The following is a 20,839-nucleotide window of genomic DNA, read 5'->3' on the forward strand; positions in this document are numbered from 1 at the left end:
AGGAAGGCGTGGCACACTCTCGGGCGATGGACGACATTTCCGGGACCCGGCTCAGGTGGCTGCGGGCGGCGTTCTTCACGGCACTGGTCGTGACGCTGTCCGTGGCCTCCCATGTGCTGCTCTCGGGCGCCCCGCTGCCACTGACGACCGTCGCCGCCGTCGCGGCCGGTGTCTTCGGCGTGGCGTACGCGCTGGCGGGCGCCGAGCGCGGGTACTGGCGCATCGCGGGGCTCCTCGTCCCGCTGGAGCTGGCCGCCGACACGGTCTTCACCACCGGCCAGCACGTCTGTTACGGCCCGGCCGGCGGCCCCGTGGCGGGATCCCTGCGCGCGGTGGGCGTCGACGTGCTGTGCGGCGGCGACGTGGGCACCCCGCTGCCCGGTGTCGTCGCCCCCGACGGCGGTGTCGCCGCCCTGCTCCGCTCCGCCGACCCGGCGCTGCCGTGGCTGCTGCTTGCCGCGCACGTCACGGTCGGGCTGCTGGCCTCGGCGTGGCTGCGGCGGGGCGAGAGCGCGCTGGCCGGCCTGGTGCGGGCGGTGGCCGCCTTCGCGTTCCGGCCCCTGCTGATCGCGGTCGCCGCGGTGGCCGCGCCGGGCCTGGCCGTGCGGCGGGGCCCGCGGCTCACGAGCCGGCCGCGCCCGTCCCGTACCCGCCTTCTCGTGCACTCCGTGGGGCGGCGTGGACCGCCGTGCCGGGCGGCTCTCGCCGCCTGAATGCCGGGCGGCTCTCTCCGCCTGAGCACAGCAGTCCCTTTCCGCACCGGTTCAGCACGGATTTCCACGGAGAACACCACCATGAGTGCACGCAACAGCCAGGCCAACAAGGCGGCGGCCCGCGAGCGGCTCCGCCAGGAGCGCGAGCGCCAGGCCAAGAAGGAGAAGCTCCGCCGGCAGATCACCGTCGCCGTCTCGGCGGTCGCCGTCCTGGCGGTGGCCGGCGGCGTCGGCTACGCCGTGATGCAGGCGAACAAGCCCTCCCACTGGGAGGCGGCGAAGGACCAGAAGAGCGTCACCGCGCCGAAGAACACCTCGGGCGAGAACGGCACCAATCTCGTCATCGGCAAGCCGGCCGCGAAGAAGACGCTGGAGCTGTACGAGGACTCCCGCTGCCCGATCTGCGCCACGTTCGAGCAGGGAGTGGGCGAGACGATCGAGAAGGACGTCGCGGCCGGCAAGTACAAGATCAAGTACATCGGCGCCACCTTCATCGACAACAGCGACCAGGGTGAGGGCTCCAAGAACGCGCTGTCCGCGCTGGGTGCCGCCCTCGACGTCAGCCCCGAGGCGTTCCTGGACTACAAGGCGGCCCTCTACTCGGCCAAGTTCCACCCCGAGGAGAGCAAGGACAAGTTCGCCAAGGACTCCTACCTCCTGGAGATCGCCGAGACCGTCCCGGCGCTCAAGAGCAACGCCGCGTTCAAGAAGAACGTCGAGGAGGGCACCTTCGACGCCTGGGCGCTCAAGATGTCCGAGGCCTTCGACAAGAGCGGGGTGAAGGGCACGCCCACGCTGAAGATGGACGGCAAGCCGGTGACGGACGCGCGGGGCAACGCCCCCATGACGGCTGCCGACTTCACCGCCGCGATCGACGAGGCGCTCAAGAAGTAACCCGGGGCGCGGATTTCGGCCAACGGGCGGGCGAACTCAGGGTAGTTCGCCCGCCCAAGTGCTCTACCGATCAGTAATCTGATCGGCCGTGACCAGTCGTTCTCTTTCCACACCCAGCCGCCGCACGGTCGTCAAGGCCGCTGCCGCCACCGTTGTCGCCGCGCCCGTCCTGGCCGCCGCCCCGCCCGCCGCGGCGGAGCTCCGGGCCCCGGCCTTCCTCCACGGGGTCGCCTCCGGCGATCCGCTGCCCGATGGCGTCCTGCTGTGGACGCGCGTGACCCCCTCCCCCGACGCCCTCCCCGGTTCCGGCAAGGGCCCGGACACCGAGGTGAGATGGGAAGTCGCCGAGGACAGAGCCTTCACCCGGACCGTGGCCAGGGGCACGGTCACGGCGACGGCCGCGTCCGACCACACCGTCAAGGTGGATGTAAGAGGCCTTCGCCAGGAGACCGCCTATTACTTCCGCTTCACGGCCGGTACGGATCCCTCGACGGCCGTCTCGCCCGTCGGCCGGACCCGCACGACCCCGGCCGCCGACGCCACGACGGACGGTGTCCGCTTCGGCGTCGTCTCCTGCGCCAACTGGGAGGCCGGCCACTTCTCCGCCTACCGCCACCTCGCCGCCCGGACCGACCTGGACGCGATCCTCCACGTCGGCGACTACATCTACGAGTACGGGACCGGCGCCTACCCCAAGCCCAAGTACGTCGTACGGCAGCACGAGCCGAAGCACGAGATCGTCACCCTCGCCGACTACCGCCTGCGGCACGGCACCTACAAGACGGACGGCGACCTCCAGGCGCTGCACGCCGCGCACCCGGTGATCGCCATCTGGGACGACCACGAGTTCGCCGACGACACCTGGTCGGGCGGCGCGGACAACCACACACCGGGCGCCGAGGGCGACTGGGCGGCGCGGGCGGCGGCCGCGAAGCAGGCGTACTTCGAGTGGATGCCGGTGCGCACCTCCACCGAGGGCACGGTCTACCGCCGGCTGCGCTTCGGCCAACTGGCCGACCTGCACCTGCTGGACCTCCGCTCGTTCCGTTCCCAGCAGGCGCGGACGGGCAGCGGTCAGGTCGACGACCCGGACCGTACGATCACGGGCCGTGCCCAACTGGACTGGCTGAAGGCGGGGCTGGCGTTTTCCGACGCGGCCTGGAAACTGGTCGGCACCTCGGTGATGATCTCGCCGGTCGCCTTCGGCTCCCTGCCCGCCCATCTGATGGGCCCCGTCGCGGAGCTGCTGGGGCTGCCCAAGGGCGGCGTGGCGATCAACGTGGACCAGTGGGACGGCTACACGGACGACCGCAAGGAGCTGCTCGCCCACCTGACGGACCGGTCCATCACCAACACCGTGTTCCTGACCGGTGACATCCACATGGCGTGGGCCAACGACGTACCGGTGACGGCGGCCACCTACCCGGCGTCGCGGTCGGCGGCGACCGAGTTCGTGGTGACGTCGGTGACCTCCGACAACCTGGACGACATCCTGCACGTCGCGCCGGGCACGGTCTCGCTGGCCGCCGCGGCGGCGATCAGGGGCGCCAACCGCCATGTGAAGTGGGTGGACATGGACAACCACGGGTACGGCGTCCTCGACGTGACCGCGGAGCGCTCGCAGATGGACTACTACACCGTCTCCGACAAGACGAAGCCGGACGCTTCCTCGGCCTGGATACGGTCGTACCGGACGCTCAGCGGAACGCAGAAGGTCGAGCGGGTGAACGCACCGGTTCGCTGATGGCCCCTCAGCGATGATTTTCAGCCAATCCTCTGGTTGTTAACAGGAGATCACAGCCCCATGGCGGGCGGCGTGTTCCGTAGATCGAATGCGGACACACCGCCCGCACTGGGTGCCGGTTCTGTTACGCGGACGTCTCGGAGTCTGGAACGGACCGAAGGATTTCTCCCTGATGTCTTCAATTACTCAACGATTGATTGGGCTTGTTCAATGCTCATCAAGATCTGACATGGCCACGTAATCTCCCCGCGGTGGCGAGGAAGGCCCTCTCCACACCCCCACGCGAGGAGTCACCATGCGTGCTCTTGCCCGAATATCTCCGCGTATGCACCGCCGTGTTCTCGGTACGGCGGTCATGGCCGGATCCCTGGCCCTCTTCCCGCTCTCCGCCCCGACGGGTGTCGCCGCCGCCAAGTCGCCGGCCGCCACGGTCACCGAGGAGTGCGCCGAGGGTTCGGGCGCCGCCGCCAACGCGCGCGAGATCCACCCCGAGGGCGCGGGTCACGCGCACGAGCCGAACGAGGTCACCGACGCCAAGGCCAAGGCCATGGACGCGGACCTGAAGAAGAGACTGGAGGCGGCCCGCGCGAACGGGGGCCGCATGAACGTCGCCGCCGCCACCACGATCCCGGTCTACTTCCACGTCATCCACGACGGCGAGAAGGGCAAGCTCAGCGCGACCGACATCAACGCGCAGATGGCCGTCCTCAACTCCGCCTTCGGCGGCCAGGGCACCGGCAACACCGACTCCGGCTTCACGTTCACGCTGGCCGGCACGGACTACACGAACAACGCCGCCTGGTACAACCTGAGTTCCGGCTCCGCCGAGGAGAAGGCCATGAAGTCCGCCCTCCGGCAGGGCGGCGCCGGTGCGCTCAACTTCTACACGGCCAACCTCAGCGGTGGCCTCCTCGGCTGGGCGACCTTCCCGTCCTCGTACAAGTCCAACCCGACCATGGACGGTGTCGTCGTGCTCGACGCCTCCCTGCCGGGCGGTTCGGCCACCAACTACGCCGAGGGCGACACCGGCACGCACGAGGTCGGCCACTGGATGGGCCTCTACCACACCTTCCAGGGCGGCTGTAACGGCAACGGCGACTACGTGACCGACACGCCCGCCGAGAAGAGCCCGGCCTACGAGTGCCCGACCGGGCGCGACACCTGCGTCAGCAAGACGGGTGCCGACCCGATCCACAACTTCATGGACTACACGTACGACGCGTGCATGTACCAGTTCACGGCGGGCCAGGTGCAGCGGATGAAGGACCACTGGACGGCGTACCGGGCAGGCTGACTTCCCTCTAACCTGGCGCCATGAGTGCGCCGGGGGACGTGATCGACGGTCGGTTCGAGCTGCTGCAACGGCTCGGCAGCGGGGGCATGGGCACGGTGTGGCGGGCACGCGACACCGTGCTCCACCGCGAGGTGGCCCTCAAGGAGGTGCGGTACGACGCCGGGCCGGCCGACGCCATGCGCGAGCGGGTCCTGCGCGAGGCGCGGGCGCTGGCCCGGCTGAGCCACCCGCATGTGGTGACCGTCCATCACATCGTGGACGTGCGGCCCCATCCGTGGATCGTGATGGAGCTGCTGCCCGGGACCTCCCTCCAGGACCGGCTCGCCCAGGAGGGCCCGCTGCCCCCGGTGGAGGCGGCGCGCATCGGCCGGCAGGTGCTGGCCGCGCTGCGCGCCGCCCACGCGGCCGGCATCCAGCACCGGGACGTCAAGCCCGCGAACGTCCTGCTGCGGGCGGACGGGAGCGCGGTCCTCACCGACTTCGGCATCGCCGCGCTCCAGGGCTCCACGTCGCTGACGGTGACCGGCGAGCTGGTCGGCTCGCCCGAGTACATCGCGCCCGAGCGCGTCCGGGGCCTGGACAACGACCCGTCCTCCGACCTGTGGTCGCTGGGCCTCGTGCTGTACGTGTGCGTGGAGGGCGTCAGTCCGCTGCGCCGCGCCACGACGCTGGCCACCCTGGCGGCCGTCCTCGACGACCCGGTTCCCCCGCCCGTACGCTCCGGGCCCCTCGCGCCCGTCCTGGGCGCCCTGCTCGTCCGCGATCCGGCGGCCCGCCCCGACGCGGCCCGCCTGGACGCGATGCTGGCGCTGGCCGAGACCGGCACGACACCCCCGCCGCACTGGTCGGCGCAGCCGACGATGACGGCGCCGCCACGTCCCACGCCGCCGCGTCCCACGCCCCCGGCGCCACTCCCGGAAGCCGTCACGCACGCCGACCGCCCGGCCCGGAGCCGTACCCCGGTCGTGGTCGCGGCCGTTTCGGTGGCCGTGGCGCTGGCCGCCGCGACCGCCCTGGTACTGGTACTGCGCGAGGGGCCGGCCACGCGCGCCGACGGCCCGAACGGCTCGACGCCCTCCCCGACCGCCACGGCACGCCCCACGACCGCAGGGCCGGCCACCGCCACGCCCACGACCGCCGGGCCGACGACGCACAGCCCCACCCAGGCGCCACCGCCGCCCACCCCCTCCGACCCGCTGGCCGAGAGCTGGATCGCCCAGCTCGCCTCCGTGTCCAAGTCCTCGGGCACCGGCGCGCGGGCGCGCATGGCCGCGTCCCTCCGCGACAAGGGCCTGGAGGAGGCCGACTACCTCGACAGCGACGCGTACGCCTCCCTGCGCCCCGGCTACTGGGTGTTCTACGTGCCGGGCTTCAACAGCGGCACGGAAGCCGCGCAATGGTGCCGGTCCGCGGGGCTCACCTCCAAGAACGACTGCCTCGGCCGCTACCTGAGCCACCGCTCCTCGGACTTCGGCTACCAGTGCGTCCCCGGCCCCGGCGCCATCAGCGGCCGCTGCACGCGCGCGTGAAGCACCACATGCACCACAGGCACTACGGGCGCTACAGGCTGTCCAGGAACGACAGGGCGATCGCCCAGGTCCGCTCGGCGGCCTCCTCGTCGTAGTCGGGCAGGTCCGGGTCGGTGTACAGGTGCCCGGCACCCGGGTAGCGGTACACCTCGGCGTCCGCGCCCGCCCGCCGCATCCCCAGATACCAGGCGTTCAGCCAGTCCTGCGGCTCGAACGGGTCCGGGTCGGCGACATGGAGCTGCACGGGAAGCTCGTCGACCGAGGCGTTCGGCGCGATGTCCGACGTCCCGTGCAACAGCAGCAGCCCCCGCGCCTTCTCGTCGCCGAGCGCCAGGGTCTGCGCGATGGACGCGCCCAGGGAGAACCCCGCGTACACGAGCCCTTGCTCCGAGTACGGGGCGGCCACCATGACGGCCCGCTTGAGCAGCTCCTCCTTGCCGATGCGGTCCTTGATGGCCATGCCCTCTTCCACGGTGCCGGCCGTTTGACCGTCGTACAGGTCGGGCACGTGCACGTGGTGCCCGGCGGCGCGCAGCCGGTCGGCTGCCGCGTGCACGGCCGGGCGCGGACCATAGGCCGAGTGGAAGAGCATGATGTTCATCCGGCCATCCTGCCATTCGGAATTGCGGAGCCATGGAGAACGTACTGCGCCCGTTGACCGTCGTCGGTGGCTCGGTCGTGCTCACGCTGGTGGTCGGCTACCTCGCCGACGTCACGCTGCGCCGAGCCGACGCCCGGCACCACGAGACCCCGCTGTGGGGGCTGCTGCGCCGCTGCCGGCTGCCCCTTCAGGTGGTCCTGCTCACCGCGCTGCTCCGCGGCTCGTACCGGCAGACGAAGTGGGCGGTGATCGAGGACCATCAGGCCGGGATAGGCCAGGCGCTGACACTGGTACTGATCGGGGCGAGCGCGTGGCTGGTGGTGCGGATCGCGGCGGCCATAGTCGAGTCCAGTTACGCCCGTTACGCCTCGTCCACCCGTGACGCCGCGCGCGTGCGCCGGGTGCGTACCCAGGTCACGCTGATCATGCGGATCGTCACGGCGGTGGTCGGCGTGGTCGCGGTCGCCGCGATGCTGCTGACGTTCCCGGACTTCCGGACGATCGGTACGTCCATGCTGGCCTCGGCGGGCATCATCGGCATCGTCGCCGGTGTCGCGGCGCAGTCCACGCTCGGGAACCTCTTCGCCGGCTTCCAGATCGCCTTCGGCGACATGGTGCGGATCGGCGACACGGTGGTCGTCGACGGCGAGTGGGGCGTGGTGGAGGAGGTCACGCTGACGTTCCTGGCCGTACGGACGTGGGACGAGCGGCGGATCACGATGCCGGTGTCCTACTTCACCAGCAAGCCGTTCGAGAACTGGTCGCGCGGTGGCGCCCAGATGACCGGCACGGTCTTCTTCCACCTGGACCACGCGGCGCCGGTGGGACTGATGCGCGAGAAGCTCAAGGCGATCCTGGCGGACTGCCCGGCCTGGGACGGCCGCGACTGGTCCCTGGCCGTCACGGACACCACCCCCAGCACCATCCAGGTGCGGGCGGTCGTCACGGCGAAGGACGCGGACGACATCTGGACGGTGCGGTGCGTCGTACGGGAGCAGATGATCGCCTGGCTGTACGAGAAGCACCGGTACGCGCTCCCCCGCATCGCCACGTCCCCGGCGTCGCTGCCCCCGGACGGCCAGTGGCCCGAGCGCGGCGCGTCCGCCCGGCAGCCCCGCGCGGCCGAGGTCCACACCAACAACGCGGACGCCTACGCCCTGGACGGCGAGGCCCCCGCCAAGGACACCCCCCGCACGGGCCGCGGCTGAGCCACCTCGCTCCGGTCGGCGTCACCGCAAGCTGCGGACGTCCAGGTGGCGCAGGACGCGGTCGACGACCTCCGGGTCGGCGCCGGGCTCGCTGCGGGCGGAGAGCACCTCATGGCGGGCCGCCGACATCAGCTCACGCTGGATGCGCTGCATCGCCCGGAACCGCTCCGCCCGCTGCGCGGAGGACGACCGCCGCTCCTCGTCGACCAGGTCGGGGCTGATCCGCGCCCCCACGTCGAACGCGACGCGCTGGAGCCGCTCCTGGAGGTCCTCCGGGAGGTCCTCCACCTCCTGGATCTCCTTGAGGCGCCGTTTCGCGGCCTTCGCGGCCCGAATGGCGAGCTTCCGCTCCAGTTCCCGCTCCGCGTCCGTGTCGGCGCGTACGCCGAGCCTCTTCACGAGCCACGGCAGGGTGAGGCCCTGGAGGACGAGCGTCGCCATGATGACGCAGAAGGCGATGAAGACGATCTCGTCCCGCCCCGGGAACGGCGCCCCGTCCTCCGTGCGCAGCGGGATCGCGAGGGCCAGCGCGACCGACGCCACGCCCCGCATGCCGGACCACCACATGACGACGGTCTCCCGCCAGCTCATGGGGATCTCCTCGTCGTAGTCCCGGCGCGTGTGGAGCCGTTTGGCGAGCCAGGTGGCCGGCAGCAGCCACAGCAGCCGTACGCCCACGACGCACCCGGCGATGGCCGCGCCCCAGCCCAGCATGCGCAGCTCCCGCCCGTCGGCGGTGCCGAAGACGTTGTGCAGCTCCAGGCCGATCAGCCCGAAGGCGATGCCCGTGACGAGGGTGTCGACGATCTCCCAGAACGTCCGCCCGGCGATGCGGCCCATCACGTCGTCCGCGTCCGTGGCGTGTTCGGCGAGGAACAGGGCGGTGACGAGGACGGCGAGGACGCCGGAGCCGTGCAGTTCCTCGGCGAGCACGTAACTGACGAAGGGCACCAGGAGCGTGAGCCCGGTCTGGAGGGTCGCGTCGCCCAGCAGCCCCATCAGCTTGTTGGAGAGCCAGCCCAGCGCGAACCCGACCACGATGGCGACGACGGCGGACAGCACCAGTTCCCCGGCCGCGCCCGCCCAGGAGAACGTCCCGCCGACGGCCGCGCCGATCGCCACGTGGTAGAGCACGATCGCCGTGACGTCGTTGAACAGCCCTTCGCCCTCCAGGATCGACACGAGCCGGCGCGGCAGCCCCAGGGAGCCCGCGACGGCGGTCGCGGCGACCGGGTCCGGGGGCGCGACCAGCGCGCCGAGCGCCACGGCGGCGGCGATCGGCAGGCCGGGGACGACCGCGCTCGCGACGGCGGCGACGGCGGCCGTGGTGACGAAGACCAGCGCCACCGCCAGCAGGAAGATGGGGCGCTTGTTGGCGGCGAACTGGCGCCACGACGTCCGCTGCACCGTCGCGTACAGCAGCGGCGGCAGGACCAGCGGAAGGATGAACTCCGGCGGGATCTCCACGTTCGGCACGAAGGGCAGCAGCGCCAGCACCATGCCCGCGAGCGTCATCAGCACCGGGGCGGGCAGGCCCAGCCGTTCCCCGAGGGGCACGGTCACCACCGCCCCGAGCAACAGCACGAGAAGCAGAGCCAGTTGGTCCATGGTGCGCCCTCCGGCCGTTCACCCCACGATGGTCGTTACAGCACGCGCCGCATCGCCAGGTGGGGTATGCCGGCGTCCTGGAACTCGCCGCCGTACGCCTCGTAACCGAGCCGCTCGTAGAACCCGAGCGCCTGCGTCTGGGCGTGCAGGTCCACCGCGATCAGCCCACGCGCGCGTGCCGCCTCCTCTATGGCCCGCACCAGGGCCACGCCGACGCCGAGGCCCCGTGCGGCCCGGGCCACCGCGAGCCGGCCCAGCGAGCCCACGCCCTCGGCGCCACCCGTCTTGCCGGCCGCGTCGGCCCCGTACAGCAGCCGGCCGGTTCCCAGGGCCACCCCGTCGGCGCGGCGGACGGCCAGCACGTGCACGGCGGTCGCGTCGTAGGAGTCGTACTCGATCTCCTCCGGTACCCCCTGTTCCGCGACGAAGACCTCACGGCGGACGGCGAAGCCCGCCTGACGGTCGGCCTCGGTCACGGCCTCCCGTACGACGAACTCGCTCACGCGCTCTCCGCGGCGATCCTGTCCAGGGCGGCCTGGAGGTCGTCCGGGTAGGTGCTCTCGAACTCGACCCAGCGGCCGTCCGCCGGGTGCTCGAACCCGAGGCGCACCGCGTGCAGCCACTGCCGGGTCAGGCCGAGCCGCTTCGCCATCGTCGGATCGGCGCCATAGGTCAGGTCGCCGACGCACGGGTGGCGGTGGGCCGACATGTGGACCCGGATCTGGTGGGTGCGGCCCGTCTCCAGCTTGATGTCCAGCAGGGAGGCCGCGCGGTACGCCTCGATCAGGTCGTAGTGGGTCACCGACGGCTTGCCGTCGGCGGTCACGGCCCACTTGTAGTCGTGGTTCGGGTGGCGTCCGATCGGCGCGTCGATCGTCCCGCTCAGCGGGTCGGGGTGCCCCTGCACGAGCGCGTGGTAGCGCTTGTCGACCGTACGGTCCCGGAACTGCGCCTTGAGCAGCGTGTACGCCCGCTCCGACTTGGCCACGACCATGAGCCCGGACGTGCCGACGTCGAGGCGGTGGACGATGCCCTGCCGCTCGGCGGCACCGGACGTCGAGATCCGGTACCCGGCCGCCGCGAGGCCGCCGATCACGGTCGTCCCGGTCCAGCCGGGGCTCGGGTGCGCGGCAACGCCGACCGGCTTGACGATCACGACGATGTCGTCGTCGTCGTGCACGATCTCCATGCCCTCGACGGGCTCGGCGACGACCTGCACGGGGATGGGCGCCCCGGGCATCTCGACCTCGAGCCACGCGCCACCGCTGACCCGCTCGGACTTGCCGACGGCGGCGCCGTCGACGAGCACCTTCCCGGCGGCGGCCAGCTCGGCCGCCTTGGTGCGGGAAAACCCGAACATACGGGCGATTGCGGCGTCGACTCGCTCGCCTTCGAGGCCATCGGGAACGGGCAGCGTACGGATCTCGGGAATCGTGCTCACCCGTCGAGTATGCCTTGTCAGTCCTTGTGGACGGTCCCGTCGGGGTCCAGCCCCTTGAACGACAGGATCACAATGAGGAACCCGCCACACACGATCGCCGAGTCCGCCAGGTTGAACACGGCGAAGTGCGCGGGCGCAATGAAGTCGACGACCGCGCCCTCGAAGACGCCGGGCGAGCGGAAGATCCGGTCGGTGAGGTTCCCGAGCGCACCACCGAGGAGCAGGCCCAGCGCGATCGCCCAGGGCAGGCTGTAGAGCTTGCGCGCCAGCCTGATGATCACCACGATGACCGTCGCCGCGATGCAGGTGAAGATCACGGTGAACGCCTCGCCGATCCCGAACGCCGCGCCCGGGTTGCGCACCGCCACGAACCTCAGCAGGTCACCGACGACCTGGATCGGCTCGTGGTGCTCCAGCTTGGCCACCACGAGCATCTTGCTGCCGAGATCCAGCAGATAGGCCACCAGGGCCACGACGAGCAGCGCGACGATGCGGCGCTTGCCCTTGGGCTGCTCGGCGGGGGCCGCAGCCTCGCCGTCCACGTCCGGCGTACCGATGATGCGCTCCGCCTCTGCCACGTGAGTCCCTCAACCTAGGTGCCTACTAGGCACGAGGGTACGGCACACACGTACGGGTTCAGCCCCGCCGTTCCTGCTTCTGCTTGTCCTCCACGCACAGGGTGGCGCGCGGGAACGCCTGCATGCGCGCCTTGCCGATGGGCTTCCCGCACACCTCGCACAGGCCGTACGTCCCCGCGTCGAGCCGTTGCAGGGCGTGCTGGGTCTGCTCCAGGGTGGCGCGGGCGTTGGCGGCCAGCGCCATCTCGTGCTCGCGGGTGATGTTCTTGGTCCCGGTGTCGGCCTCGTCGTGCCCGGCGCCGTCCCCGGAGTCCCGCATCAGCCCGGACAGGGCCACCTCGGAGGCGGTGATCTCCGCCTGGAGGCGGGCCACCTCGCCCTCCAGCTCGGCCCGCGCCTCCGCGACCTCCTCGGCGCTCCAGGGCTCCTCCCCTGGCCGTACGGCGAGCTCCTCCGGTGCCGTCTCGGCGACGCCCCGGGCAGGGGGCACGGCCGAGGCGGCCGGCGCCGTGGTCACGTCCGCGGTCTTCTTCGCTGCCACTGTCCTGGCTCCTGTCTGTTCCGCGGCCTCGGCCGCCCCCTCGGCCGCGGCTGCGGCCTGTTCCGCGGCCTTCCCGGCCACGTGCTTCTTTCCCACCCCTCGCCCGGCGGGCGCCTTTTTGGCGGGCGCCTTCTTGGCCGGTGCTTTCTTGGCCGGTGCTTTCTTGGCCGGTGCTTTCTTGGCCGGTGCTTTCTTGGCCGGTGCCTTCTTGGCCGGCGCCTCGTGGGGTGCCTCCCCGACGGCTTCCGCTCCCTTCTTCGCTGCCGCCTTCTTGCCCGCGGCCTTGCCGGCTGCCTCCTCCACGGCCTTCTTGGCGGGTGCCTTCTTCCGAGCCGCCGCCTTCTTGGCGGTCGGCTCCTCTTCGGCCTTCCTGCCGGGGCTGCCGCCCTGCTTGGATGCGGCCTTGCGAGCCGTGGTCTTCTTGGCGGACGCCCTCTTGGCGGACGCCGCCTGCCCGCCGCCTTCCTGTGCGGCCGTTTCCTGATCGCTCGCCGACGCCGTCCTGGAGGCTCGGGTGGCGGGCTTCTTGGCCGGGGGGCCCGCGCGCTCAGAGGCGGTGCGCCCGGCCGCCTCCGCCGCCTCCGCCGTCTCGGCGCGCTTCGCGGACCGGTCCGCCTTCTTCGCGGCCGCGGTCTCGCCCCTCGCCGCCCCCGCCCCGGCCACGGTCTTCTTCGTGACCGTCTTCCGGGTCCGGGCCGGCGCTGCCGGGCGCGTCGCCGCCGCAGACGACGCCGTGCTCTTCTTCCCCGTCGTGTCCTTGGCCGCCGCGCCCGTGGCGGTGGATCTCGCGGACGCCGTCTTCTTCGCGGCGGTCTTCTTCGCCACCATCTCGCGGCCCCTTCACATATTGTGATCTTGCTCGCGAATCGTGCTGGGACGATAAATCGACTCAAGCCCCGCGGCAACGGGGCACGCCGCCGGTCCGGACGCCCCATGCCCGTGGCAAGGACAGCCTGCATCCGTTGTGCCCAGCTCCCCGCCCTGTAATCCGCCCCCCATGCCCGCCCGGAGCCCGCCGGACCCCGTATGGCCATTCGGGTCACTTCCGCGCCCACCGCCCGCGCCCCGGAAAACCGGTCGGCCGCTGTCCGTCCGGGCCCTTACACTGGGCGCAGCGAAAGGCTTGGATGGGGACGAGTAGCGTCGTACGCAGCCATGAGCGACCCGGGGACGGTGAGAGCCCGGGGGCGAGCCCGATGTGAAGCATCACCCCGGAGCCGCCGGAAGAACGCCCGCGGGAGACCGCAGGGTCAGTAGAACCGGCATCGCGACCCCAATGAGGGGGCTCAGGACCGCCCACAAGGCCGGTCCGGGGCCAAGGAGGGTGGTACCGCGGGAGCCGCGCAGCGCTGGCGCTCTCGTCCCTCCGACGGAACGAGTCACAGTCCGCCGGAGGATTCGATGTCGCAGTACCGCCAGGTACCCGCCCAGGTCGACCTGCCCGCGCTCGAGCACGCCGTGCTCGATTTCTGGCGCGAGGCCAAGGTCTTCCAGAAGTCCCTTGAGCAGTCCGAGGGCCGCCCGGAGTGGGTCTTCTACGAGGGCCCGCCCACCGCCAACGGCATGCCCGGCGCGCACCACATCGAGGCCCGCGTCTTCAAGGACGTCTTCCCCCGCTTCCGCACCATGCGCGGCTACCACGTCGCCCGCAAGGCCGGCTGGGACTGCCACGGCCTGCCGGTCGAGCTCGCCGTCGAGAAGGAGCTGGGCTTCTCCGGCAAGAAGGACATCGAGGCGTACGGCATCGCCGAGTTCAACGCCAAGTGCCGCGAGTCGGTGACCCGCCACACCGACGCGTTCGCCGAGCTGACGACCCGGATGGGCTACTGGGTCGACCTGGACGACGCGTACCGCACCATGGACCCCGAGTACGTCCAGTCGGTGTGGTGGTCCCTGAAGGAGATCTTCAACAAGGACCTCCTGGTCCAGGACCACCGCGTCGCGCCCTGGTGCCCCCGCTGCGGCACGGGCCTGTCCGACCACGAGCTGGCCCAGGGCTACGAGACGGTCGTCGACCCCTCCGTCTTCGTCCGCTTCCCGCTGACCTCCGGCCCCCTCGCGGGCGAGGCCTCCCTCCTGGTCTGGACGACGACCCCGTGGACCCTGGTGTCCAACACCGCCGTCGCCGCCCACCCCGAGGTCACCTACGTCGTCGCGACCAACGGCGACGAGCGACTGGTGGTCGCCGAGCCGCTGCTCGCCAAGGCCCTCGGCGAGGGCTGGGAGGCCACGGGCCGGACCTTCACCGGCGCCGAGATGGAGCGCTGGGCCTACGAGCGCCCCTTCACCCTGGTCGACTTCCCCGAGACCGCCCACTTCGTCGTCAACGCCGACTACGTCACGACCGAGGACGGTACGGGTCTGGTCCACCAGGCGCCCGCCTTCGGTGAGGACGACCTCAAGGTCTGCCGCGCGTACGGCCTGCCCGTCGTGAACCCGGTCCGCCCCGACGGCACCTTCGAGGAGGACCTCGACCTCGTCGGCGGCCAGTTCTTCAAGAAGGCCGACGAGGCCCTCACGGCCGACCTCCAGGCCCGTGGGCGGCTCTTCAAGCACATCGCGTACGAGCACAGCTACCCGCACTGCTGGCGCTGCCACACGGCGCTGCTGTACTACGCGCAGCCGTCCTGGTACATCCGTACGACCGCCGTCAAGGACCGGCTCCTGGAGGAGAACGAGAACACCAACTGGTTCCCGGACTCCGTCAAGCACGGCCGCTTCGGCGACTGGCTGAACAACAACATCGACTGGGCGCTCTCCCGCAACCGCTACTGGGGCACCCCGCTGCCCATCTGGCGCTGCGAGGAGAACCACCTCACCTGCGTCGGTTCACTCGCCGAGCTGTCCGAGCTGACGGGCACGGACCAGTCGTCCCTGGACCCGCACCGGCCGTACATCGACGAGGTCACCTTCCCCTGCCCCACCTGCCGGGAGACGGCGACCCGCGTCCCCGAGGTCATCGACGCCTGGTACGACTCGGGCTCGATGCCGTTCGCCCAGTGGGGCTACCCCTACCGCAACAAGGAGATCTTCGAGAAGCGCTACCCGGCGCAGTTCATCTCGGAGGCCATCGACCAGACGCGCGGCTGGTTCTACACCCTGATGGCGGTCGGCACGCTCGTCTTCGACAAGTCGTCGTACGAGAACGTCGTCTGCCTGGGCCACATCCTCGCCGAGGACGGCCGGAAGATGTCCAAGCACCTGGGCAACATCCTCCAGCCGATCCCGCTCATGGACCAGCACGGCGCGGACGCGGTGCGCTGGTTCATGGCGGCCGGCGGCTCGCCCTGGGCCGCGCGGCGCGTCGGCCACGGCACCATCCAGGAGGTCGTCCGCAAGACGCTCCTCACGTACTGGAACACGGTCGCCTTCCAGGCGCTGTACGCCCGCACGTCGGGCTGGGCGCCCTCGGCCGCCGACCCGGCGCCCGCCGACCGCCCGGTGCTGGACCGCTGGCTGCTCTCCGAGCTGCACGCGCTGACCGACCAGGTCACGCAGGCCCTGGAGGCGTACGACACCCAGCGCGCCGGCAAGCTGCTCTCCGCGTTCGTCGACGACCTCTCCAACTGGTACGTACGCCGTTCCCGCCGCCGCTTCTGGCAGGGCGACAAGGCGGCCCTCCGCACCCTGCACGAGGTCATCGAGACCGTCACGCGCCTGATGGCCCCCCTCACCCCCTTCATCACCGAGCGGGTGTGGCAGGACCTCGTGGTCCCCGTGACCCCGGACGCATCCGAGTCCGTCCACCTTTCCACCTGGCCCGAGGCCGACCTCTCCGCGATCGACCCGACCCTCTCCGCCCAGATGGCCCTCGTACGCCGTCTGGTCGAGCTGGGCCGCGCCACGCGCGCGGAGTCGGGCGTCAAGACCCGCCAGCCGCTCTCCCGCGCGCTGGTCGCCGCCACCGGTTTCGAGGCCCTGTCGCCCGAGCTGCACGCCCAGATCACGGAGGAGCTGAACGTCACGAGCCTCGCCTCCCTCTCCGAGGTGGGCGGGTCGCTCGTCGACACGACCGCCAAGGCGAACTTCCGGGCCCTGGGCAAGCGCTTCGGCAAGGGCGTCCAGGACGTGGCCAAGGCGGTCGCCGCCGCCGACGCGGCCGCGCTGTCCCTCGCCCTCCGCAACGGCGAGGCAACCCTTGAGGTCAACGGCGAGACGATCACCCTGGCCCCCGACGAGGTGATCATCACCGAGACGCCGCGTGAGGGCTGGTCGGTCGCCTCCGACGCGGGCGCGACGGTCGCCCTGGACCTGGAGATCACCCCGGAGCTGCGCCGGGCGGGCCTGGCCCGTGACGCGATCCGCCTGATCCAGGAGGCCCGCAAGAACAGCGGCCTGGACGTCGCGGACCGGATCGCCCTGCGCTGGGAGTCCACCGACCCCGAGGTCACCGCGGCCCTCGCGGACCACGCCGAGCTGATCGCCGACGAGGTCCTGGCCACCGACTTCGCCTCCGGGGAGGCGGACGCCGCGTACGGCGAGCCGTTCACCGACGAGGGCCTGTCCCTCACGTTCCGCCTCCGCAAGGCGTAACCGAACGCGAAGGGCCCGGCCACCACCTGGTGGCCGGGCCCTTCGGGGCCGTGCAGGGTCGCCCCGCAGAGGTTGGCGGCGAAGCCGGGGCTCCCTTGCGAGAGACCCAAGGCCGCCGGCCTCGAGGAGGCGAGCCCGGAGGGGCCCCGCCCCCCACCCACCGCCCGTATCCGCACCGCCCTCGTGCGCACCGGCCAAAGGCACCGCCCCGCCCGTTGTGCCCACCCTCCCCCAAGCTCTCGACTTCGCTCGAGCTGGGGGACCCCCATCGCCCTGCGGAACGACTGCCCACAACGGGCGGGAAGGCGCGCCCCAGCGAGGCGACCGCCCAGAACGCAGAGGCACCCCCACGACAAAGGGCTGGGGCCCAGGACGTGACGTCCTGGGCCCCAGCCCTTCTGCCTACCGACGGCTACGCGCGTACCGCGCGAACCGCCCGCGTCAGTTGTCGTCCTCGTCGATGAGGAAACCGCGCATCGGCGACGGAGCCTGCTGCATCGGCTGCGGCGCCTGCGGCCGCACCGGTGCCATCGGCTGCGTCATCGCGGGCGACATCTGCTGCTGGCCACCGTAGGAGGGGCCACCACCCATCGGCTGGCCGCCACCCATGGTCTGGTTGCCGCCGTACGACGGGGCGCTCGCGCCGGCCGACGCCATCGACGGGGACGGCGGCAGCGACGCGGTCGCCGGGGTCCGCGGCGGGGCCAGCGAGTCGTCCGCCTGGGTCTCGAGCTGGCGGAGCTGGCTCTCCAGGTAGGACTTCAGGCGCGTACGGTACTCACGCTCGAAGCCCCGCAGGTCCTCGACCTTGCGCTCCAGCGTGGCGCGGGCGGACTCCAGGGAGCCCATCGCGACGCGGTGCTTCTCCTGCGCGTCCCGCTCCAGGGCGTCCGCCTTGGCGCGGGCGTCGCGCTCCAGGCCCTCGGCGCGCGACCGGGCCTCGCCGACGATCTTGTTGGCCTCGGAACGGGCCTCCGCGATCGCCTGGTCGGCAGTCTGCTGGGCGAGGGAGAGAACGCGGGCCGCGCTGTCGCCGCCGGGGCCCTGACCGGGCTGGGGCATCTGCGGGCCGTGACCGCCCATGGGGCCACCCATGGGACCGCCCATCGGGCCACCCATGGGGCCGCCCTGCATGGGACCGGGGCCGTGCTGGCCCTGCGGGCCGCCGTGGCTGGGACCGGCCGGAAGCTGCGGAGCACCACCGGGAAGCTGGGGGGGACCCATCTGCGGGGGCTGCTGCTGGACCGGCGGACCCGATATCCCGGCGGGCACGGGAGCCCCCGGACCGACCGGTCGGTCCTGCTGCTCCGGCGGCTTACGCATGCCCTGCTGCTGCTGGTTCTGCGCGGCCGCGCGCGTGGCGGCGGCCAGCTTGGCGCGCAGGTCCTCGTTCTCGCGGAGCAGGCGCGTCAGTTCGGCTTCGACCTCGTCGAGGAAGGCATCGACCTCGTCCTCGTCATAGCCTTCTCGGAGGCGGACGGTCGTGAACTGCTTGTTCCGCACGTCCTCGGGGGTCAGCGGCATCTTTCCTTCACCTCTACGTAGTCGTCGGCAGTCGGCAGGACCGTATCGCTACACCCTCACACCCTCATCATGAAGCTGTTCACGATGGAGATCAGGATGTAGACGATGATCATCAGAACGAAGAAGGACAGGTCGAGTGCCACGCCCCCGAGACGCAACGGCGGGATGAACCGCCGCAGAAGCTTCAGTGGTGGATCGGTGACAGTGTAGGTGGCCTCCAGAACGACCACCATCGCCTTCCCGGGTTGCCATGAACGAGCGAACTGGAAGACATAGTCCATGACCAGCCGGAAGATCAGGACGACAAGGAAGCACATCAGAGCGATGTAGATCACTTGTAGTGCGACGCTCATCCCGCGCTTCCCTCTCCCCTGGTCCTATGTCCACCGGCCTTCCGGCCGGGCCGTTCCCGGTGTCGTGCTCTCAGCTCTGGTTGAAGAATCCGCCCTCTGCGATGCGGGCCTTGTCCTCCGCCGTGACATCGACGTTAGCAGGCGACAACAGGAACACCTTCTGCGTCACTCTCTCAATGCTGCCATGCAGGCCGAAGACGAGACCGGCGGCAAAGTCGACAAGTCGCTTCGCGTCCGTGTCGTCCATCTCCGTGAGATTCATGATCACAGGCGTGCCCTCGCGGAAGTGTTCCCCGATGGTACGGGCCTCGTTGTAGGTCCGCGGGTGCAGCGTGGTGATGCGGTAGGGCTCCCGCTCGGACACGACCTTGGGCATGATCACCGGTGCGTTCTTCTCCAGGCTCGGGCGTTCAGGTGTGATGGATGCCACGGGGGCGATTCGCGCCGGACGTCCGCTTTCAGCGGGAAGCGGAACAGGGTCGCGCTGCACGGGCGGCTGCTGGACGACACGCACCGGCTCCTCGCGCTCCGCCTGGTGCGAAGACTGGTGCGGGGGCTGGTGGCGCCGTCGGTCGCGCTCGGGCTCCGGCTCCAGTTCGGGTTCGAAGTCGTCATCGGGGTCGAAGCCCCTGCCGTCGTACCCATCGTCCTCCACGAGGCCGAGGTAGACCGCCATCTTGCGCATCGCGCCGGCCATTCTCTGAGTCCTCCGCTCTGTGGTGGATCGCCCTCATCACTCATGGGCACAGCGTCACCAAGTGCCCGCGATCCACAAGGCCTGTCCGCTGTTCGGCGGAAATGACCATATTTTCTGCTGTGGTCCGACTTGCTTCGCGACGTTACCCGAGCCGAGGTCGGACTCCGAGCACCGCCGTACCGATGCGCACATGTGTCGCTCCGGCCGCCACCGCGTCCTCGAGGTCCGCGCTCATCCCTGCTGACACCATGTTCGCAGCCGGATGGGACACGCGCAGGCGGGATGCGAATTCCATCAGCCGATCGAATGCGGCCCGTTCGCGCCCCGCATAGGGCCCGGCCAGCGGCGCGACCGTCATGAGTCCGTCGAGCCGGAGGCCCGGCGCTCCCTCGACCGCGTCCGCCAACTCCTCGATGCCGTCCGGCGCGACGCCGCCGCGCTCGCCGCGCTCACCGGACCCCGCGTCGAGCGCCACCTGGATCAGGCACCCGATTTCGCGCCCGGCGCGCTCCGCCGCGCCCGACAGCGCGGTGACGAGCCTCAGCCGGTCGACCGACTGCACCTCATGGGCATAACTCGCCACAGAACGGACCTTATTGGTCTGCAACTGGCCGACGAAGTGCCATGTGAGGTCGAGATCCGCGCACGCGGCGGCCTTGGGGGCCGCGTCCTGGTCGCGGTTCTCGGCGACATGACGGACCCCCAGCTCGTGCAGCAGCCGTACGTCGCTCGCGGGGTACGTCTTGGTGACCACGATCAGGGTCACGTCCTCGCGCTTGCGCCCGGCCGCCGCGCACGCGGCGGAGATACGTTCCTCCACTCGCGCGAGGTTCTCGGCGAGTTGAGCCTTGCGGTCCGTCATCTGCTATCAGTCCAACCAGACATATCCGGCGAGCCGCCCGGTCGTGCGGTCGCGGCGGTACGAGTAGTGGTCGCGCGATTCGAGCGTGCAGACCTCCGAAGCGCGCCGGTCGCGCACCCCCAGCGCGTCGAGCTGGGCGTGCACCCCGGCGGTCACATCCACCGCCGGTGTGCCCCAACTCGTCTTGGAGTGCGCCTCCGGTACGACGGCGGCCACCTCGTCCCGCATGGCCTCGGGGACCTCGTAGCAGCGTCCGCACACGGCCGGGCCGGTGCGGGCGGTGATCCGGGACGGCTCCGCGCCGAGCGCGATCATGGCCTCGACGGTGGCCGGCACGACACCGGCGACCATCCCGGGCCGGCCGGCGTGCGCCGCGCCCACCACACCCGCGACCGGGTCGGCCAGCAGGACGGGCGTGCAGTCGGCGGTCAGCACCGCGAGCGCGAGCCCGCGCCGGGCGGTGACGATCCCGTCCACCGCCGGAACGTCCTCGTCCGCCGCCCACGGTCCGTCGACCACGGCCACGTCCCGGCCGTGCACCTGGTTCATCCACACGACCCGCCGCGGATCGAGCCCCAGTGACTCGGCGGCGAGCCGGCGGTTCGTCGTGACGGAACCGGGGTCGTCGCCGACCGCTCCGCCGAGGTTGAGCTCTTCGTACGGAACGGCGCTCACCCCGCCCCACCGATCGGTGAAGGCGAAATGCGCGCCGCTCACTG

General features: G+C 71.2%; 18 protein-coding genes. 7 read left to right on the forward strand and 11 right to left on the reverse strand.

The window, feature by feature from the left end:
- Positions 1-26: 26 nt before the first annotated feature.
- From AB0J57_RS23375 to AB0J57_RS23395, 5 genes are all read left to right on the forward strand, one after another.
- Complete coding sequence (locus AB0J57_RS23375) at positions 27-713, forward strand: hypothetical protein (protein ID WP_366130219.1); 687 nt, start codon at positions 27-29, stop codon at positions 711-713.
- Positions 714-794: 81 nt separating this feature from the next.
- Entirely contained in the window at positions 795-1,607 is an 813-nt protein-coding gene (locus AB0J57_RS23380) for a DsbA family protein (RefSeq protein WP_366130220.1), read from the forward strand.
- Positions 1,608-1,695: 88 nt separating this feature from the next.
- Positions 1,696-3,351 carry an alkaline phosphatase D family protein gene (locus AB0J57_RS23385; protein WP_366130221.1) on the forward strand — a complete coding sequence of 552 codons (1,656 nt, stop codon included), beginning with the start codon at positions 1,696-1,698 and terminating at the stop codon, positions 3,349-3,351.
- 325 nt (positions 3,352-3,676) lie between these two features.
- On the forward strand, positions 3,677-4,645 hold the full coding sequence (locus AB0J57_RS23390; RefSeq protein WP_366130222.1) for a zinc metalloprotease: 969 nt from the start codon (positions 3,677-3,679) through the stop codon (positions 4,643-4,645).
- Positions 4,646-4,665: 20 nt separating this feature from the next.
- Positions 4,666-6,174, forward strand: coding sequence for a serine/threonine-protein kinase (locus AB0J57_RS23395; RefSeq protein ID WP_366130223.1), 1,509 nt, complete (start codon positions 4,666-4,668; stop codon positions 6,172-6,174).
- A 31-nt stretch (positions 6,175-6,205) separates the two neighbouring features.
- On the opposite strand, the gene AB0J57_RS23400 is transcribed toward AB0J57_RS23395, so the two are convergent.
- Positions 6,206-6,775, reverse strand: coding sequence for a dienelactone hydrolase family protein (locus tag AB0J57_RS23400; RefSeq protein ID WP_366130224.1), 570 nt, complete (start codon positions 6,773-6,775; stop codon positions 6,206-6,208).
- 32 nt (positions 6,776-6,807) lie between these two features.
- Here AB0J57_RS23400 and AB0J57_RS23405 point away from each other — a divergent pair, with 32 nt between their 5' ends.
- Entirely contained in the window at positions 6,808-7,983 is a 1,176-nt protein-coding gene (locus AB0J57_RS23405; RefSeq protein WP_366130225.1) for a mechanosensitive ion channel domain-containing protein, read from the forward strand.
- A gap of 21 nt (positions 7,984-8,004) precedes the next feature.
- Here AB0J57_RS23405 and AB0J57_RS23410 read toward each other — a convergent pair whose 3' ends face one another.
- From AB0J57_RS23410 to AB0J57_RS23430, 5 genes are read right to left on the reverse strand one after another with little or no spacing between them, the layout of a single operon-like run.
- On the reverse strand, positions 8,005-9,591 hold the full coding sequence (locus AB0J57_RS23410) for a Na+/H+ antiporter (RefSeq protein ID WP_366130226.1): 1,587 nt from the start codon (positions 9,589-9,591) through the stop codon (positions 8,005-8,007).
- A 35-nt stretch (positions 9,592-9,626) separates the two neighbouring features.
- Complete coding sequence (locus tag AB0J57_RS23415) at positions 9,627-10,094, reverse strand: GNAT family N-acetyltransferase (RefSeq protein WP_366130227.1); 468 nt, start codon at positions 10,092-10,094, stop codon at positions 9,627-9,629.
- Positions 10,091-11,032, reverse strand: a complete 942-nt coding sequence (locus AB0J57_RS23420) for an RluA family pseudouridine synthase (protein WP_366130228.1) — start codon at positions 11,030-11,032, stop codon at positions 10,091-10,093. The genes AB0J57_RS23415 and AB0J57_RS23420 overlap by 4 nt, the downstream gene beginning before the upstream one ends.
- A gap of 17 nt (positions 11,033-11,049) precedes the next feature.
- Complete coding sequence (gene lspA, locus AB0J57_RS23425; RefSeq protein WP_366130229.1) at positions 11,050-11,610, reverse strand: signal peptidase II; 561 nt, start codon at positions 11,608-11,610, stop codon at positions 11,050-11,052.
- 58 nt (positions 11,611-11,668) lie between these two features.
- The gene (locus AB0J57_RS23430; protein ID WP_366130230.1) at positions 11,669-12,979 is read right to left on the reverse strand and encodes a TraR/DksA C4-type zinc finger protein; all 1,311 of its coding nucleotides are present in this window, start codon (positions 12,977-12,979) and stop codon (positions 11,669-11,671) included.
- Positions 12,980-13,552: 573 nt separating this feature from the next.
- Here AB0J57_RS23430 and ileS point away from each other — a divergent pair.
- Positions 13,553-16,684 (forward strand): isoleucine--tRNA ligase, encoded by a 3,132-nt coding sequence (gene ileS, locus AB0J57_RS23435; protein WP_366130231.1) that lies wholly within the window; start codon positions 13,553-13,555, stop codon positions 16,682-16,684.
- 441 nt (positions 16,685-17,125) lie between these two features.
- Here the strand turns inward: ileS and AB0J57_RS23440 are convergent, their stop codons facing one another.
- The 5 genes from AB0J57_RS23440 to pgeF all read right to left on the reverse strand — a co-directional run bounded on the left by AB0J57_RS23440 (position 17,126) and on the right by pgeF (position 20,837).
- Positions 17,126-18,208, reverse strand: a complete 1,083-nt coding sequence (locus AB0J57_RS23440) for a DivIVA domain-containing protein (protein WP_366130232.1) — start codon at positions 18,206-18,208, stop codon at positions 17,126-17,128.
- Between the two features lie 56 nt (positions 18,209-18,264).
- Positions 18,265-18,561 carry a YggT family protein gene (locus tag AB0J57_RS23445; RefSeq protein WP_073752292.1) on the reverse strand — a complete coding sequence of 99 codons (297 nt, stop codon included), beginning with the start codon at positions 18,559-18,561 and terminating at the stop codon, positions 18,265-18,267.
- A 70-nt stretch (positions 18,562-18,631) separates the two neighbouring features.
- On the reverse strand, positions 18,632-19,258 hold the full coding sequence (sepF, locus tag AB0J57_RS23450) for a cell division protein SepF (RefSeq protein WP_073752289.1): 627 nt from the start codon (positions 19,256-19,258) through the stop codon (positions 18,632-18,634).
- Positions 19,259-19,400: 142 nt separating this feature from the next.
- Positions 19,401-20,120 (reverse strand): YggS family pyridoxal phosphate-dependent enzyme, encoded by a 720-nt coding sequence (locus AB0J57_RS23455; RefSeq protein ID WP_366130234.1) that lies wholly within the window; start codon positions 20,118-20,120, stop codon positions 19,401-19,403.
- Between the two features lie 6 nt (positions 20,121-20,126).
- Positions 20,127-20,837 (reverse strand): peptidoglycan editing factor PgeF, encoded by a 711-nt coding sequence (gene pgeF / locus AB0J57_RS23460; RefSeq protein WP_366130235.1) that lies wholly within the window; start codon positions 20,835-20,837, stop codon positions 20,127-20,129.
- Positions 20,838-20,839: the final 2 nt, after the last annotated feature.

This window comes from Streptomyces sp. NPDC049837 (assembly GCF_040674455.1).
Taxonomy (GTDB): Bacteria; Actinomycetota; Actinomycetes; order Streptomycetales; family Streptomycetaceae; genus Streptomyces.